Annotated in this window: 12 protein-coding genes, 1 pseudogene and 1 riboswitch; of the genes and pseudogenes, 8 read left to right on the top strand and 5 right to left on the bottom strand. The window is 40.7% G+C overall.

Annotated elements, in window-relative coordinates:
- Positions 1 to 23: 23 nt before the first annotated feature.
- The 3 genes from RMZ43_RS27145 (at position 24) to RMZ43_RS27135 (ending at position 3,396) form a co-directional block, all read left to right on the top strand.
- Positions 24 to 1,466, top strand: a complete 1,443-nt coding sequence (locus tag RMZ43_RS27145) for an ABC transporter substrate-binding protein (RefSeq protein ID WP_322654312.1) — start codon at positions 24 to 26, stop codon at positions 1,464 to 1,466.
- Between the two features lie 151 nt (positions 1,467 to 1,617).
- Positions 1,618 to 2,454, top strand: a complete 837-nt coding sequence (locus RMZ43_RS27140; RefSeq protein WP_322648813.1) for an ABC transporter ATP-binding protein — start codon at positions 1,618 to 1,620, stop codon at positions 2,452 to 2,454.
- A 38-nt stretch (positions 2,455 to 2,492) separates the two neighbouring features.
- Positions 2,493 to 2,607, top strand: a riboswitch (cyclic di-AMP (ydaO/yuaA leader).
- A gap of 168 nt (positions 2,608 to 2,775) precedes the next feature.
- Complete coding sequence (locus RMZ43_RS27135) at positions 2,776 to 3,396, top strand: universal stress protein (protein ID WP_322654368.1); 621 nt, start codon at positions 2,776 to 2,778, stop codon at positions 3,394 to 3,396.
- A 147-nt stretch (positions 3,397 to 3,543) separates the two neighbouring features.
- Here RMZ43_RS27135 and RMZ43_RS27130 read toward each other — a convergent pair.
- Together RMZ43_RS27130 and RMZ43_RS27125 are read right to left on the bottom strand one after the other, a co-directional pair.
- A pseudogene (locus RMZ43_RS27130) lies at positions 3,544 to 3,752 on the bottom strand (high light inducible protein).
- A gap of 43 nt (positions 3,753 to 3,795) precedes the next feature.
- A complete protein-coding gene (locus tag RMZ43_RS27125) occupies positions 3,796 to 4,008 on the bottom strand; it encodes a high light inducible protein (RefSeq protein ID WP_322654313.1) in 213 nt (70 codons plus the stop codon).
- Between the two features lie 721 nt (positions 4,009 to 4,729).
- Between RMZ43_RS27125 and RMZ43_RS27120 the strand changes: the two genes are divergently transcribed.
- The 3 genes from RMZ43_RS27120 to RMZ43_RS27110 all read left to right on the top strand — a co-directional run bounded on the left by RMZ43_RS27120 (position 4,730) and on the right by RMZ43_RS27110 (position 9,981).
- Positions 4,730 to 7,846: an MFS transporter gene (locus tag RMZ43_RS27120; RefSeq protein ID WP_322654314.1), complete on the top strand. Its 3,117-nt coding sequence runs from the start codon at positions 4,730 to 4,732 to the stop codon at positions 7,844 to 7,846.
- A gap of 834 nt (positions 7,847 to 8,680) precedes the next feature.
- Positions 8,681 to 8,923 (top strand): hypothetical protein, encoded by a 243-nt coding sequence (locus RMZ43_RS27115; RefSeq protein WP_322654315.1) that lies wholly within the window; start codon positions 8,681 to 8,683, stop codon positions 8,921 to 8,923.
- Between the two features lie 182 nt (positions 8,924 to 9,105).
- On the top strand, positions 9,106 to 9,981 hold the full coding sequence (locus RMZ43_RS27110; protein WP_322654316.1) for an extracellular catalytic domain type 1 short-chain-length polyhydroxyalkanoate depolymerase: 876 nt from the start codon (positions 9,106 to 9,108) through the stop codon (positions 9,979 to 9,981).
- A gap of 13 nt (positions 9,982 to 9,994) precedes the next feature.
- On the opposite strand, the gene RMZ43_RS27105 is transcribed toward RMZ43_RS27110, so the two are convergent.
- On the bottom strand, positions 9,995 to 10,825 hold the full coding sequence (locus RMZ43_RS27105; RefSeq protein ID WP_322654369.1) for a dienelactone hydrolase family protein: 831 nt from the start codon (positions 10,823 to 10,825) through the stop codon (positions 9,995 to 9,997).
- A 547-nt stretch (positions 10,826 to 11,372) separates the two neighbouring features.
- On the opposite strand from RMZ43_RS27105, the gene RMZ43_RS27100 reads away from it, so the two are divergent.
- The gene (locus tag RMZ43_RS27100) at positions 11,373 to 12,275 is read left to right on the top strand and encodes a WD40 repeat domain-containing protein (protein WP_322654317.1); all 903 of its coding nucleotides are present in this window, start codon (positions 11,373 to 11,375) and stop codon (positions 12,273 to 12,275) included.
- Positions 12,276 to 12,566: 291 nt separating this feature from the next.
- Here the strand turns inward: RMZ43_RS27100 and RMZ43_RS27095 are convergent, their stop codons facing one another.
- Both RMZ43_RS27095 and RMZ43_RS27090 read right to left on the bottom strand, forming a co-directional pair.
- Complete coding sequence (locus RMZ43_RS27095; protein WP_322654318.1) at positions 12,567 to 13,088, bottom strand: DUF29 family protein; 522 nt, start codon at positions 13,086 to 13,088, stop codon at positions 12,567 to 12,569.
- A gap of 95 nt (positions 13,089 to 13,183) precedes the next feature.
- The gene (locus RMZ43_RS27090; protein WP_322654319.1) at positions 13,184 to 13,807 is read right to left on the bottom strand and encodes a class I SAM-dependent methyltransferase; all 624 of its coding nucleotides are present in this window, start codon (positions 13,805 to 13,807) and stop codon (positions 13,184 to 13,186) included.
- Positions 13,808 to 13,900: 93 nt separating this feature from the next.
- On the opposite strand from RMZ43_RS27090, the gene hemH reads away from it, so the two are divergent.
- Complete coding sequence (gene hemH / locus RMZ43_RS27085) at positions 13,901 to 15,067, top strand: ferrochelatase (RefSeq protein ID WP_322648748.1); 1,167 nt, start codon at positions 13,901 to 13,903, stop codon at positions 15,065 to 15,067.
- Positions 15,068 to 15,198: the final 131 nt, after the last annotated feature.

Below are 15,198 nucleotides of genomic sequence, written 5' to 3'. Positions count from 1 at the left end.
TAATCACCAATGGAGCTACAAGAATGGGTGATATTAACTGGACTCGACGAGATATTATCAAGGGAATAGGAGCAACAACGGCGGGAATGGCGCTGTCTTCCTGTGGGATTTCAGGAGATAGATCAGCCAAAGGATTGACCGAAGAAGCTTTAGCTGTGCAACCAGTAGTTAAAAGCGGCGACCTAGAAAAAGCCGATATTACAGTTGGTTATGTTCCCGTTAACGATTGTGCGCCATTTGCGATCGCCTGGAAAAAAGGCTTCTTCCGCAAGTATGGTTTGAACGTTACACTCAACCGCGAAGCTAGTTGGGCCACCTCCCGCGACGGTGTAATTTTTGGTCGCCTGGATGCTTCACCTGTAGTATCTGGTGCAGTCACTAACGCCAGAATTGGTGCTGAAGGCGCACGCCACGCCCCATTGTGTGCAGCCATGACCATACACCGCCACGGTAATGCGATGACGATGAACAAAGCCATGTGGGATTTTGGGCTGCGCCCGTGGTACGAGTATCAAGAAAAATATGGTGATGGGGCTTTAGAAGCCTTTGGGCGCGATTTCCGAGGTTACTTTGACAAGCAATCGCCAGAAAACAGAGTTTGGGCAGTAGTATTAAGTTCCTCCATTTACGAATACTTTATCCGTTACTTATCTGCCGCCGCAGGGGTTGATCCGCTTAAAGAGTTTCGCGTCATTATCGTTCCGCCGCCCCAAATGGTGACAAATGTGCGGATTGGTGCAATGCAAGCTTACATGGTTGCAGAACCTTGGAATACACGAGCAATAACAGGTAACGAAAACATCGGCTTTACCTTCGCACAAGGTAAAGAAGTCTGGTTGGGACACCCAGATCGGCTTTTGGGCGTGATGGAATCTTTCATCGACAAATATCCCAAAACCTATCGTTCCCTAGTCAAGGCGATGATTGAAGCCTGTCAGTATTGTAGCAAAGCAGAAAATCGCCAAGAAGTAGCCGAACTGATAACAGATCGTTCCTTTACAGGTGCAAGACCTAAAAAGAAAAATGCCCCAATTGCGAAGTTTACAAGTCCGGGAATTCTCGGCAATTACAACTATGGCGGCTTTGACAGCAAAGATCGCACCATCAAAGCAGCTGATACCACGATTTTCTTCGATATTCCTGACAACCTTCCCAAACAGCCAGGAGAACACTCCACATTTTTATGGAGATCGAGAAGTATCTGGTTGATGACACAAGCAGCACGGTGGGGACAAATTAAGGAATTCCCCAAAAATGCCGATAAACTAGCCGAACTTGGCTGGAGAACAGATTTATATCGGGAGATAGCATCTGAAATGGGCATTCAGTGTCCCAAGGATGATTACAAGGTCGAACCACCAGAAGTATTTATAGATCAGAAAGGCTTCGACCCCAGCGATCCTGTGGGCTATCTGAATAGTTTTGCCATCAGGGCTAATGCTCCCACTAAATTTTTCATGTATTAAGCTGTGTGTATTTAATTTGCACAGCTAGGGCGGGCAAGATGCTCACCCCACAAGAGATTTATTTTTGGGAGAATGCAAATAAAAAAATTTAGCTGAAATCCCAAGTTCAAATATTGACTGATGACTAAATTATTCCCGGAGCATTTTGATGATGGAATATACCTCATTACCGATTAATACCCAGACCAAAGTTATCCCCCGCGCTGGATTTTTAGAAATTGAAAATTTAGTCAAGTCTTATCCGACACCTGATAAAGATAGCTTTGTTGTTTTAGATGGCGTTAATTTAACGATTGGTGAAGATGAATATATTTCTGTAATTGGTCACTCTGGTTGTGGTAAATCAACTCTATTAAAAATAGTAGCTGGTTTAGAAAAAGCCACTTCCGGCTCAGTAAGGCTAGATGGAAAAGAAATTCGTGAGCCAGGAGCCGAAAGGATGATGGTATTTCAGAACTATTCGCTGTTACCTTGGTTAACAGTGCGAGAAAATATCCGTTTGGCTGTCGATGAAGTGCTAAAAAATGCTAATCGGGCTGAGAAAATTAGCATTGTAAATCAACACTTGGCAATGGTAAACTTGACGGCGGCGGCTGACAAATATCCTGATGAAATCTCTGGAGGTATGAAACAACGAGTAGGTATTGCCAGAGCTTTAGCAATTCGTCCGAAAATGTTGCTGATGGATGAACCTTTTGGAGCGCTAGATGCACTAACTCGTGGCAAATTACAACGGCAGGTATTGGATATTTGGGAAAATAATCGTCAGGCAGTGATGATGATTACCCACGATGTTGATGAAGCAATTTATATGTCCGATCGCATCGTCTTGATGACCAATGGCCCAGCTGCTAGTATAGGAGAGATATTAGAAGTTCCTTTTGAGCATCCACGCGATCGCGCGGCTATGCGAAACTCAAAAGAATATTTTGAACTTCGCAATCACGCTCTGAATTTCCTCGATCGATATTTTGCCCAAGACGAGTAAATTAGATTATCATTTTTTTTAGTGGGTAGCCTAATTCAAATTCATGAAAGCTGAATTTGGAACGGAGGAACCAATGTTTGGGGCTAATCTTACGAGAGACACCTTCCAGTCTTAGCCCGTCAGCTAACTCCGTAGGCAATGGAAGGAACCCCCAAGAGTTTGGCTGTAATACAGTTATTATTGGGGTTTCCTTGATTGATTTAAGATTTGAAATTTTGGTTATCGTTACTCAATCTAAAATCCAAAATCTTAAATTGATTGCCCTGCTTCTCATTGTTAATTCATTTCATTGGGAGAAGTAAAGCTGTGCAAATTAAGCCAATGTTAGCACGTCTGCAAAGTGCCACGGGCCGAGATGATTTAATTGAACAAATGGTACTGTTGCCAGAACCAAAAAAACCTTTTTCTAAAAAACCTCAACAAGCAAAAGCAATTAATTTAATTGTTGCTTATGACGCATCTCCTAACAGTCATACGGCGCTAGATATTGCCTTTTGGATTGCTCATCAAACGCGTTTGGCCACCAATGCAGAAGTCACAGTTCAAGCCGTTTATGTGCTAGAAGACAATTCAAAAAGCCATTATCAAAATGTCTTAAGCTTACCAATACAACAGCCTCAACTTGAGTGCCAAATCAATGAAATATCAAATTCTGCCACACAGGTATTAACTCAACCACAATTGCAGACAGTAGTAACTCCCCTGCAACAAGCAGATATAATTCTCTGGCAAGCTCGAAGTCTGGCTGAAGAATGGCAAGGTTGCTTCAAATCTCATTTACGGTTTGGCAGCATTTCTACAGAACTTAAAAAAGTTGTTGAATCAGAGGCTGCCGATATCTTATTCCTCGGTTGCAACTCTGTCAATCATCCGATGATTGAAGCACTAGGTTATAATTTTCCCTGCGCTGTTTTAGGTATTCCCAGTTGTATTGATGAATAATCACTGTTAAGAATTTGAATAATTTTTATCCAATTGTAATCATAGATGAGTCACCTATAATTAGGTGGCTTTTTTCGATACTAAATAAATAAACCAAAGGAGGAACCACTGCGTTTCAGGAGTTCCTCTTAACTTCTTAGCTATTTGCTAATAACTAATGACGTGTAGCACGTCACGAAGAACGCTATACCCAGCTAAATCCCAAAGTAAATATGCAAGGAATCCAATTGCTAGCGACCATTCCAAATTTCGGCTTGGGGTGTCCAGCCAAACAGAAATTCATTGCGATCGCGACCATTATATTCTGTTGCAACAGTTGGTAAATCTGTAGATGGACGAGTTCCTTGAGTTGCCATTTGTTTTCTCCGAATATTTAGTAATGTTCCAAGTGTTTAAGTTTTAGTAGCCAACTATGCGTAAAACATCACGCAAAACGCTATAGCCTGCTAAATCCCACAATAGATAGGCTAGAAATCCAATTGCTGCAAAACGACCATTCCAAATTTCGGCTTGGGGTGTCCAGCCAAACAGAAATTCATTGCGATCTATGCCGTTGTATTCTGCTGCAACAGGTGGTAAATCAGTAGAGGGACGAGTTTCTTGAGTTGTCATTTTTTTTCTCCGATATTTAGTAATGTTCTAGTAACTAACTAAGCGCAAAACGTCACGAACAACGCTATAGCCTGCTAAATACCAAAATAAATAGGCAAAAAGCCAATTATTGCAAAATGAACGTTCCGAAATTTCGGTTTGAGGAGTTTAGACAAACAGAATTTTATTGCGATATTTGCCATTCAATTCTGTTAGAAATAGTGGCAAATCTTTGGAATAACGAGTTGCCATTTATTTTTTTATCCTCAATTCATTTGTTAACTTTAATGTAGCTGTTTATTAATAGACTTATTTCTGTCTCTGGGTACAAACCGTAGGCACTTCTTCTGGACGATTATCAGAAACGTATTTTTTTGGACAAATCCACCTTGAGAGAGTGACTAAAAACGAATATGTAAATAAATGTAAAAAACTTATAAAAGAACTATAACTTAAACAGAATCAATCGCTACAAAGAAGTCATTAAAAAGTAAAAATTAGCTATACATAATTAAGAGCAGATGGTAATTTGATTAAGACTCTCACCGAAGGATAATAAAAGTTATATCTTTCGCTGGATATACTTTTCAATCTTTAGAGAGATGCTTTAAATAGTCAAATTCCAGGATTCTGAGCTAATGAGTTAGGTATTGCCATAGGTACAAACATACATAAATACTAAGAGTTGCTTCTCAAGAAAATCTTAATTCCCCAAATTTCAACCTTAGAAGAAGGAAATACAATGTTCCAAAGTACGGAAATTATGCTGGGACTGTACAAACCACTATTGTGGGTGGCACAGATTCCAGATACCTCAAACGTCACGCCAGCACAGGCATCGGCTCTCATCTCCGGGCCGCACTTTTTTGTGGCTTTGATCTCCGGTGTGATTTTAGCCTTTGCTTTCCAATTAGTTCTAACTAATCTTTCCCTTGCAGCCGGTATTTCCTACCTGGGGCACTCATCTGACTCAGATTCAGATAGTGGGGAAGCGGAAAGTTTGGGTGGTAACATTCGCAAAATTGGCACCGCAGTGGGGCTTTGGACATTAGTCACTGTGACGATCGCCTTATTAATCGCTTCTTTTCTGGCAGTGAAATTGAGCCAGGAAATCTTTAGCCCAGGATTGGGAGCAATTCTCGGTTTGGTGATTTGGGGTGCTTACTTTTTACTCCTCGTCTGGGTAAGTTCCACCACTGTCGGTTCCTTAATTGGTTCAGTTGTCAATACGGCAACTTCTGGTTTTCAGGCGATTATGGGCACAGCTACTGCCGCACTGGGCGCAAAGGCTGTGAATAACCAAGTTGTAGCAACAGCTGAAGCCGCCGCCGCCGCCGTCCGCCGGGAACTAGGAAGCGCCATTGACCCTACAAGTATCCGCGAAAATATAGAAGATTACTTAGATAGGCTGCGTCCTCCAGAGCTAGATTTGTCAAAGATTCGGGGTGACTTTGAAAATTTACTCAATGATCCGCAACTAAAAGCGATCGCAGGGACTTCAGATATTCGCAACATCGACCGCCAGAAGTTTATCGAGTTAGTCAGCAGCCGCACCGACCTTTCCAAAAAAGATGTTAGCCGGATTGCTGATACCTTATATAAAGTTTGGCAGCAAGTCGTGAGTCAGCAATCACCCACCCAAGACCGCCTGGGTGAGTTAATGGATTATCTGAAATCACTTCCAGCAGGACAAAACAAAACAGATGAACTCAACGCCAAACTGGATCGGTTATTAGCAGAACAGGGTAGTTCCAAAGAAGCTGACCAAAAAGCAGCTCCTAGCGCAACACAAAGTACAATCCAGCAAGCACTATCCGCCTTAACCGCCACTGTGCTAGGACGGTCAGATTTGCCTGATTTGGATGTGGAAAAAATCTTGCGTAGTCTCACTACCGCCAAAGAGAAAGTTACCCAACAAGCAGATAAGCTAGGTTTGCCAACACCATCAGAACCCTATACCCCAATTCGGGCTGATATCGAAAACTACCTGCACAACACTTATGCTTGGCAACTAAGCTCAGAAAGAATCGCCCAGGAATTTCGTGATGTCCTCTACGACCCAGCAGCTGACCCCGGAATAGTCCGCAGAGAACTAGAACGACTATCCCGCAACGATTTCGTTAATATCCTACAACAACGCGGACTCCTTACCCAAGCCCAAATTCAGCGCATTGCAGATCAGTTAGAAGCTGTCCGCAAAGATGTACTAGTGATAGTTACAGGTATTGAAGAAAGAGAGATAGTCCAAGACTTGCAACGGGCAGTAGAAAGTTATCTGCTAGTTACTCCGAAAGCCGATTTGACAGCAGAAGGTATTGAACAAACTTTCAAACCATTGTTGCAAGACCAAGATGCAGATTATGAAACTCTGACATTGCGACTAGCTCACCTTGATCGTCAGGAAATGCGGTCGATATTGCTGCAACGTAATGATGTCCAGCTATATGAAGTGGACAGCATTATCGATGAGTTAGAAAAACAACGCGATCGCGTCTTGGTAGAATCCAAAGGGCTAGCAGAACAGGCGCAATATCAAGCAGAAACCCTGTGGCTAAATGTAGAATCATATCTGCGTAATACAGGAAAATCAGAACTGAATCCTGATGCCATCCGCGCAGAATTCAAAAGATTACTAGAAGATCCTCAAGCTGGAATTAGCTCAATTCGGGCGCGGTTGTCTCGCTTTGACCGCGATACCTTGGTGCAATTGTTGAGTCAACGGCAAGATTTGAGTGAGGATCAAGTTAATCAAATCATCAATACTGCTGAGGAGTCGTGGCATAACATTCGCCACACACCCCAAGCTGTAGTGGATAAAGCCAAAGAGCAATACGACTCTGTTACTACCACGATCGCAGATTATCTGCGGAATACTGGTAAACAAGAACTGAATCCAGAAGGTATCCAGCGAGATTTGACCAGATTGTTTGAAAATCCCCAAGAGGGAGCCGTAGCACTGCGCCGTCGGTTGTCGCAGGTAGACCGAGATACACTGGTGAAATTGCTAAGTCAACGTAAAGACTTGAGTGAAGAACAAGTCAATGAAATCATTGATTCCACCCAAACTTCGATTCGCAACTTTGTGCGTGCGCCTCGTCGTTTAGCTACCCGCACCCAGCAAAGAGCGGCAACATTTAAAGCTTATGTAGAAGAGTATTTGCGTCAAACTGGCAAGGAAGAACTTAATCCTGAAGGTATTAAACGCGACTTACAACTACTGTTGCACGATCCGCGAGTTGGGGTAGAAAGTTTTAGCGATCGCCTTTCCCATTTTGATCGTTCTACCATCATCGCCCTGCTGAAAATTCGGGAAGATATGTCCGATGAGGAAGCGGCGCGGATTGCCGATAACATTGTATCCGTCAGGGATCAATTTGTAGAACAAGTACGGAATATCCAACGAGGCATTCAAGATGCGATTGACGGGGTTTTTGCCCGGATTCGTAACTATCTCAACTCCTTGGATCGCCCGGAACTTAACTATGATAATATCAAGCGCGATGTTCGCACATTTTTTGACGATCCCCAGGCAGGATTTGATGCCCTGCGCGATCGCCTATCTTCTTTTGACCGTGATACCCTGGTGGCAATCATGAGTTCTCGTGAGGACATCTCTGAGGAAGATGCCAACCGGATCATTGACCAAATTGAACGGGCCCGCAATACTGTATTGCAACGTGCAGAACGCATACAGCATGAAGCCCAACGTCGCCTAGAACAAGTGAAGCATCAAGCACAGCGACAAGCAGAAGAAACCCGCAAAGCCGCAGCAACAGCAGCTTGGTGGCTGTTTGCCACAGCAACCGTATCTGCGGTTTTCTCTGCATTAGGAGGAGTAATCGCTGTAGTTACACAGTAGTTTAACAAGTTTTCTCCGCTAACTTTTAAGCCTCCTGTTACGGGAGGCTTTTTTTTATATTTGCAATGTCATTAGTAATTAGGAATTGTTTAATTGTCCTTAGACACAGCAGATTTCTTATCATACCAATTTTACAGATACCAACCCAATACTTTTCGGTTAAGGGGGAAAGGGTTTGAATTTACCTTTCCCCTTTGCCCTTTAACCTTTCCCCAAACCAAAAGAGAGATTATTGGGTTTATCCGAAAAGTATTGGATACCAACCTGTAAACCTAGATAAAATAAGGCTTTTATAATTTTGAATTTATATAACTATGCCTTGAAACATAGTTATATATGAATATCATTTACCGTTTTAATTCAGCAATTAGATAGGGGAAAATAGATATTATTTAATGCTTTAATATAATTAAAGTACCTCATAATCTTTGCAATTTAATAAATTTTACCTAAGTAACAATTTAAAATAATGGAAAATACATAATTCAAATAATGTATATCACAGCAAGCTCTTTGTAACCGAAGAGAGGGTTGGGAGCTGGGTTCAGTACCTACTTAACACAGAACCGTTAAATTTGATAAAACCTTCCTTCCGTAGCAACAATGGCAAAAATTTTATAGCTAAAATTCAAAATGTGAATAAAGTCATGCTGAAATTATGACTTTATTCCACTGTGTATTATTTTTTAGTGTTTTAAACTGAGAGCAATACAGCAAATCAATTAATTCCTGTAACAAAGGAAACTTACTGGAAACCTAATAAGTAAGAATATTTGTTCATAAATTATTGATAAATGCTGTATAAAACTCAATTAAATTGATGGGAATTTGAACATGAAACGTATTTTATTAGGTACATTACTTGCTCTACCATTGGCAATTTCCTCCTTGCCTTCACAGGCATCGGCAGCAGAAATTATTGTTAGACCTAATGTTCATAGAGCTGCTTTTGTGCATAAACCTGTTGTTGCCCGATATCAACGAAAGCTGATTCCTGCACATTGGGAAATAGTACGACGTGGTAACAGGTGGGTTAAGGTTAGAGTTCCTGCTCGTTATGTAAATGTAAGAGTTTAATATCTGAATAGAGGCTAACAACTGTGGTAGGGTTGTTAGCCTCTATTAGCTAGTTTTTTGTTAAAGAAGACTGACAAAGTAAATAAAAATATTTCGCATAAATCAATTTAATTAACATGAATATATATCAAAATTATCGGAATTTAAAAAAGCTTCTAATAGTTCTACTTGGGATTAGTTTATTGACAGCTTGCGATTCTATTCAGGCTGAACAAAAAAGTATAACTAAAGCAAAAATCTTGAGTGGTGATAATTATGGAGAACTATATGACCAAGGAAAGTTACGTACTTACTATTTGTACACTCCAAAATCTTATAATCCAAACCGCCCGATACCGTTAGTTTTAGTGTTTCATGGAGATGATGGTAATGGTCGATCTATCAGTAATGTAACTCGCTTCAATGAATTAGCAGATAAAAAAGGATTTATTGTTGTTTATCCAGATGGAATTGATCAAAAATGGAGCCTTAGAGGTAACGCTCAAGGAAGGGTGGATGATGTTTCGTTTGTCAATGCTTTAATTAATCATCTTCAGCAGCAAATTAATATTGATAGCCATAAAATTTATGCTACCGGTTTTTCTAGAGGTGCAATACTTACCCAAGCACTGGCTTGTAAGTTACCTAATAAAATTTCTGGTTTTGCATCAGTAGCTGGTTCGCTCCCAGTTAGACTCAAATCTAATTGCCAGCCTCGAACTTCTATATCAATGTTAACTATCAACGGTACAAACGATCACGATGTACTTTATGAAGGTGACGATCGCACTCAACGAGGAGCGTTGCTTTCTATCTCAGATATGATAGATTTTTGGCGATCGCACGATCAATGTACTTCATCAAATAATAAATCCCCTGACTTTTCTCAAGATAAAGTAAAAACCGCTATCTACACAGGTTGTAGTGGCAACTCAGAAGTTTGGCAGCTAGCGGTAGTAAACGGCGGACATTTCTGGCCTGGTGGTTCCTCAACTGACAAGAACGTAAACAAATTCAATGCAAACCTGGGGCTGAACGCCAGTGAAACAATTTGGAATTTTTTTCAAAGTCATAGTTAGTAAACCGATACCGTTAAACACCATTTTGCTTAAACCACGCTAAGAGACGTTTCCAACCGTCCTTAGCATCTTTTTCGCGGTAAGAAGGGCGATAATCAGCAAAAAAAGCATGAGGTGCATCGGGATAGACGATAATTTCAGATTTGCTGCTGCTAGACTTTAAGCGATCGCGCATCTGCTCTACTGTATCGAGAGTAATACCTGTATCTTTCCCACCATAGAGTCCAAGAATGGGGACTGTTAGTTTTGATGCAATATCGATAGGATACTTGGGTTGAAGTTCGGTAGCATCGCCTACAAGCCGTCCATACCAAGCGACACCAGCCTTCACCTTGGGATTGTGTGCGGCATATAACCAGACAATGCGGCCACCCCAACAGAAGCCTGTAATTGCTAATTTATCGGCATTACCTTTAGCCGATTTCACAGCCCAGTTTACCGTAGCATCAAGATCGGATAACACTTGGGCATCTGGCACTTTGGCGACAATTGGGCGAATTTGGTCTATGTTGCTTAACTTGGTGACATCGCCTTGACGGATAAATAATTCCGGTGCGATCGCTAAATACCCCAACTTGGCAAAGCGACGGGTGATATCCTGAATATGCTCATGTACGCCAAATATTTCCTGAATTACCAGAACAATTGGGAAATTTTTACCAGTGGCTGGTGCTGCTCTATATGCAGGAATTTCGCCATCTTTGACGGGAATTTTCACCGCACCAGCTACTAACCCCTTAGCATCGGTGGTAATGACTCCGGCAGAAATGGGTTGTACTGCGAGGGCAAAACCCGTCGCTAGGCTGGCTGTTGCAATAAATTTGCGGCGTGTTATTTCTTGCATCATTTCTACTTTAAATTTGCAAAGACTTAATTAATTGTTGGTTAACTGTACAGTGCTAAAATGTAAATACTATGAATTAGTTTACCGTGATATTAAGAGCGTTTGCTACTTTTTGATCTACATACAAAGAGCGATCGCAATATAAAAAGTAACCCTTCATAGGATTTGAAACACTACAATCATACAATTTTAGATTTGAGATTGATTACAGCAATCAAGTCACTAGCTCTGTCATTTAATTTTAGATATTGGATTAAAGAATTATTCTCGAGTTTAAATTCGCTTGCTCTTAGACCTTTTTAAATTTTAGACTTCGGCGTGACACTTCGGCTTCTCTACGAGACGCTACACGTAGCTTGCTTCCCCGTAGGGGTACGCTCAGTGCAAAGACGCTCAGTCGAACGGTCTAAATCTGTGTTATAAAACTTAATTACAAATTATTTATTTTCTCATTAACCTGCTTAAATATTTTATATCATTGACAAACTTCAAGTTAAATTGTACTTATTATATGTAAATTTAAAAGAGCAAAATCGAAATTTCCACTATGCCTAATATTCTTTTACTAGGGAAGTTTAGAAAATCTACCAGTAACTTTTTTGTAGGTGCATCAATAGCAATAGGAATTTTATCTCCTATCGTTTTTACTTCTTCACAATCTTTGGCTGATTCTAGCCAAATTGGTATTCCCACCGCCGCAGCTACCAAACTTAAGACTCTTGCAAATCAAGGTATAACTCCTAAAACTATTGCATTCGCTCCCAATGGAGGGTGGATAATTCTTAATGGTAGCAATGGTTATAACTCTGAAAATATTCCACAACAGGCTACGAAGCTACTTTCCACTCTAAATCAACAACACTCAACTATCAACACTATTGCCTTTACACGTAGTGGAGAGTGGGTAATTATCTATAACGGTAATGGTTATTATTTGAGTACCAATTTTCCTAAAGATGCTGCGAATGAACTAAAAACTCTAAATCAAAAAAAATCAACTATCAACACTGTTGCCTTTACACCTAATGGACAGTGGATAATTCTCTCTAACGGTGGTCAGACTGCTAATTTTAGTACCAATTTTCCCAAAGATATTGTTAATGAAATAAAGGCTATATATAAAACAGGTCGATATATCAAGACTATTGCGTTCACTCCAAATGGAGCGTGGGTAATTTTTATTGTAAATCCCTATAACGGCAGTACTGCTTATGCTTATAGTACTGGTATTTCACAACTTGCTACTAGTACAATCGTCAACAATTATAAGGCGGGATACCGTTTAATAAATATAGCTTTTACTCCAAGTAATGGTTGGGCGTTACTTTATGTAAGTCCTCAAGAGATTCAACTGCAAGAGGAAGAAGCAAAGCTAATATTGCGACTCGAGAAGGAAAACATTCAACTACAGGAAAAAGGATCGAGAGATGCGGCAAGTTTGATTAATTAATCTAATTGAAGTAATAATATAGCACTCCTCAATCATTTGTGAAAATTTCTGTTGATTCTTGTCTCTATATTCTCTGCGCCTTTGTGGTTCGATTAAAAACTACTTTTCACAATTCAAATAAGATTGCTATAACTTCCTTAAAAGAACATCCTGAAGCATTTCTTCTACTACTTTGAAGATTTTATATTTTACAGTAGTATCTGCTGTAATTTGTATTCCCTTGAAAAGTTGACGGTGATAATCTCAATTTAACACTTGACGTAACTAGTGAACAAAGAGCAAGCGATCGCCTTATTTTTCCCGATTTATCCAATCTTCACCACCAGCTAACTCACTGAGATAATCATCCATAATCGCTGGTAACTCTTTTGGCGAATAAGTATATGTTAAAGCCAGTAAACTAGTAGCTGTAGTCAATATCTGGCTTTTATCTAGCATTCCAGACAACTGAGAGCGAGTAAATTTGCCATTCATCATTTCATCGCTTGCATCAGCGATCGCATCTTCAATTACTTCCTCTTCTATGAACTTTTCCCATTCATTTGAATTAATATAATAAGATGTTTGATTGTCTTTTAGATTGACTTCTTTAATTTCACGGATGGCATTGCGAATAGAAGCAGCCCAAGAATTTGTTAATCGTTTTTCTATTTGATTTTTAATCAAATGAATCAGGAAAATTCTTAAAAACGATTTAATCTGCCGCAAAATTGCCTTTTTACTTATCCCCTCTAATTCATCTACAATTGCCAAAGCATCTGCATAACGTCCTTCCAAAATACTGTTTTTGAGGTCTATTAGTTCCTGCGTCATTTTTTCACTTCCTACAGGCTTAAGTGCTATATAACAATCACCCATACTTTATTAATAGCAGAGTCTCTTATCTGCCATTAATAAAGCAGTATTGCTCACTTCATGGCCTGTATCACTTGTAAACTACCACCTGCATATAAAGTTGGCTCACCCACATCAAACCCACTCTCAGTTAACAATCCAGGCAAATCAGTTTTCAACAATTGCCAAGCTGTTTCTGTCTCAAACAACAACAAAAACACTGATATTCCAGGCCAAAATATCGGATTCGTAGGAGCATGAAAATCTACTAGTGTAAACACTCCTCCTGGCTTCAACACCCGATAAACTTCACTAATAATTTTTCGTAATTGCTCAGGCTGCATCTCGTGTAATGCAACGCTAGTATGCACCACATCAAATAGATTATCTGCAAATGGCATCTTCTGGGCAAAAGCTTCGAGATAGACTGCTAATGGTACATTTTGTCGCGCCCGTTGCAAAGACTTGGGTGAAGCGTCCAATCCTGTTACATTTTGTGAAAGTTTTACCAAAAATTGCGTCGTTTGACCACTGCCGCAACACAAATCTAAAACCTGAGAATCTGAGTGAATTGTTAAGCCTTGCAAAGCAAGTTGTCGAAAACGGGCTTCACCACCTACACTTAAGGCTGCTAAACGAGAGATACCATCATACAGCCACTGATAACGGTAACTCCAATCTCTTAAAATTGTTGCCATTGCATATTTCCTTGCTATTAAGCTTTATATTTAATAAAGATATATTGTTAACATTAGTAAAAAACCTGAAAAGATTGGGGGAAAGTAACTGCTATGGGTCGTGTAGGCGTCTTATTACTCAATCTCGGTGGCCCCGATAAGCTAGAGGATGTCGGGCCGTTTTTGTACAACCTATTTTCCGATCCGGAAATTATTCGCCTACCATTTCGCTGGTTGCAAAAGCCCCTAGCCTGGTTTATTGCCTCGCGGCGAACCAGAACATCTCAAGAAAATTATAAGCAAATCGGTGGTGGTTCTCCACTGCGGCGGATTACAGAAGCGCAAGGCGAAGCTTTAAAAGAACAGTTGAGTCATTTAGGGCAAGAAGCCAATATCTACGTGGGAATGCGTTATTGGAATCCCTATACAGAAGAGGCGATCGCACAGATCACTCAAGATAATATAGAACACCTGGTAATTTTACCACTATATCCCCAGTTTTCTATCAGTACGAGTGGTTCTAGCTTCCGGCTTTTAGAAAAACTTTGGCGAGAAGACCCAAAGCTTCAACCCATTGATTACACCGTCATTCCTTCCTGGTACAAAGAACCAGGCTATCTGCAAGCAATGGCGCAACTCATAGCCCAAGAGCTAGAACAGTTTCCTAACCCGGATGAGGTTCATATATTCTTCAGCGCTCATGGCGTTCCTAAAAGCTACGTTGAAGAGGCTGGCGACCCTTATCAGCAAGAAATTGAGGAATGTACTGCCTTAATTATGCAGACCCTCAATCGACCCAATGCCCACACCTTAGCTTACCAAAGTCGCGTCGGCCCAGTAGAATGGCTCCAACCTTATACTGAAGATGCCCTCAAAGAACTAGGTGCAAAAGGTGTGAAAGATTTGGTTGTTGTGCCTATCAGTTTTGTCTCAGAACACATCGAGACTCTGCAAGAAATTGATATTGAGTATCGAGAAGTAGCAGAAGAAGCAGGAATTGACAATTTCCGTCGTGTTCCTGCTCCCAATACCCATCCAGTATTTATTAATGCACTTGCAGACTTAGTGATTAATGCGCTCAAAAACCCCAGTTTCAAGCTTTCACAAGCTGCCCAAATGAAAAAAAGGGTGAAAATGTACCCCCAAGAGCGTTGGGAATGGGGTTTGACTACTAGTGCTGAAGTATGGAATGGTCGGATTGCCATGTTGGGCTTTATCGCCTTAATCATCGAATTGATTACCGGTCATGGCTTCTTGCACATGATTGGACTTTTGCAATAAAGAGAATTGGGCATTGGGCATGGGAAAGAGGACTTGGGGACTCTTGAGAATTGGGGACAAGGAGAAAGACTTGTTGGAAGCTCTAAACTTTTGTCATCTTGTCCCCTTGTCCCCCTGCTCCCTGCGCCGTG

It is taken from the genome of Nostoc sp. CmiVER01 (assembly GCF_034531135.2).
GTDB lineage: Bacteria > Cyanobacteriota > Cyanobacteriia > Cyanobacteriales > Nostocaceae > Nostoc.
This window is presented reverse-complemented; position numbering and strand designations above follow the sequence as displayed.

Bases quoted from the DNA above. Each gene is read 5' to 3' on its own strand.
- RMZ43_RS27135 (WP_322654368.1), top strand. From the start codon at position 2,776: ATGTTAGCACGTCTGCAAAGTGCCACGGGCCGAGATGATTTAATTGAA.
- RMZ43_RS27115 (WP_322654315.1), top strand. From the start codon at position 8,681: ATGAAACGTATTTTATTAGGTACATTACTTGCTCTACCATTGGCAATT.
- RMZ43_RS27140 (WP_322648813.1), top strand. From the start codon at position 1,618: ATGGAATATACCTCATTACCGATTAATACCCAGACCAAAGTTATCCCC.
- RMZ43_RS27100 (WP_322654317.1), top strand. From the start codon at position 11,373: ATGCCTAATATTCTTTTACTAGGGAAGTTTAGAAAATCTACCAGTAAC.
- RMZ43_RS27095 (WP_322654318.1), bottom strand. From the start codon at position 13,088: ATGACGCAGGAACTAATAGACCTCAAAAACAGTATTTTGGAAGGACGT.
- RMZ43_RS27120 (WP_322654314.1), top strand. From the start codon at position 4,730: ATGTTCCAAAGTACGGAAATTATGCTGGGACTGTACAAACCACTATTG.
- RMZ43_RS27145 (WP_322654312.1), top strand. From the start codon at position 24: ATGGGTGATATTAACTGGACTCGACGAGATATTATCAAGGGAATAGGA.
- RMZ43_RS27090 (WP_322654319.1), bottom strand. From the start codon at position 13,807: ATGGCAACAATTTTAAGAGATTGGAGTTACCGTTATCAGTGGCTGTAT.
- RMZ43_RS27105 (WP_322654369.1), bottom strand. From the start codon at position 10,825: ATGCAAGAAATAACACGCCGCAAATTTATTGCAACAGCCAGCCTAGCG.
- hemH (WP_322648748.1), top strand. From the start codon at position 13,901: ATGGGTCGTGTAGGCGTCTTATTACTCAATCTCGGTGGCCCCGATAAG.
- RMZ43_RS27125 (WP_322654313.1), bottom strand. From the start codon at position 4,008: ATGACAACTCAAGAAACTCGTCCCTCTACTGATTTACCACCTGTTGCA.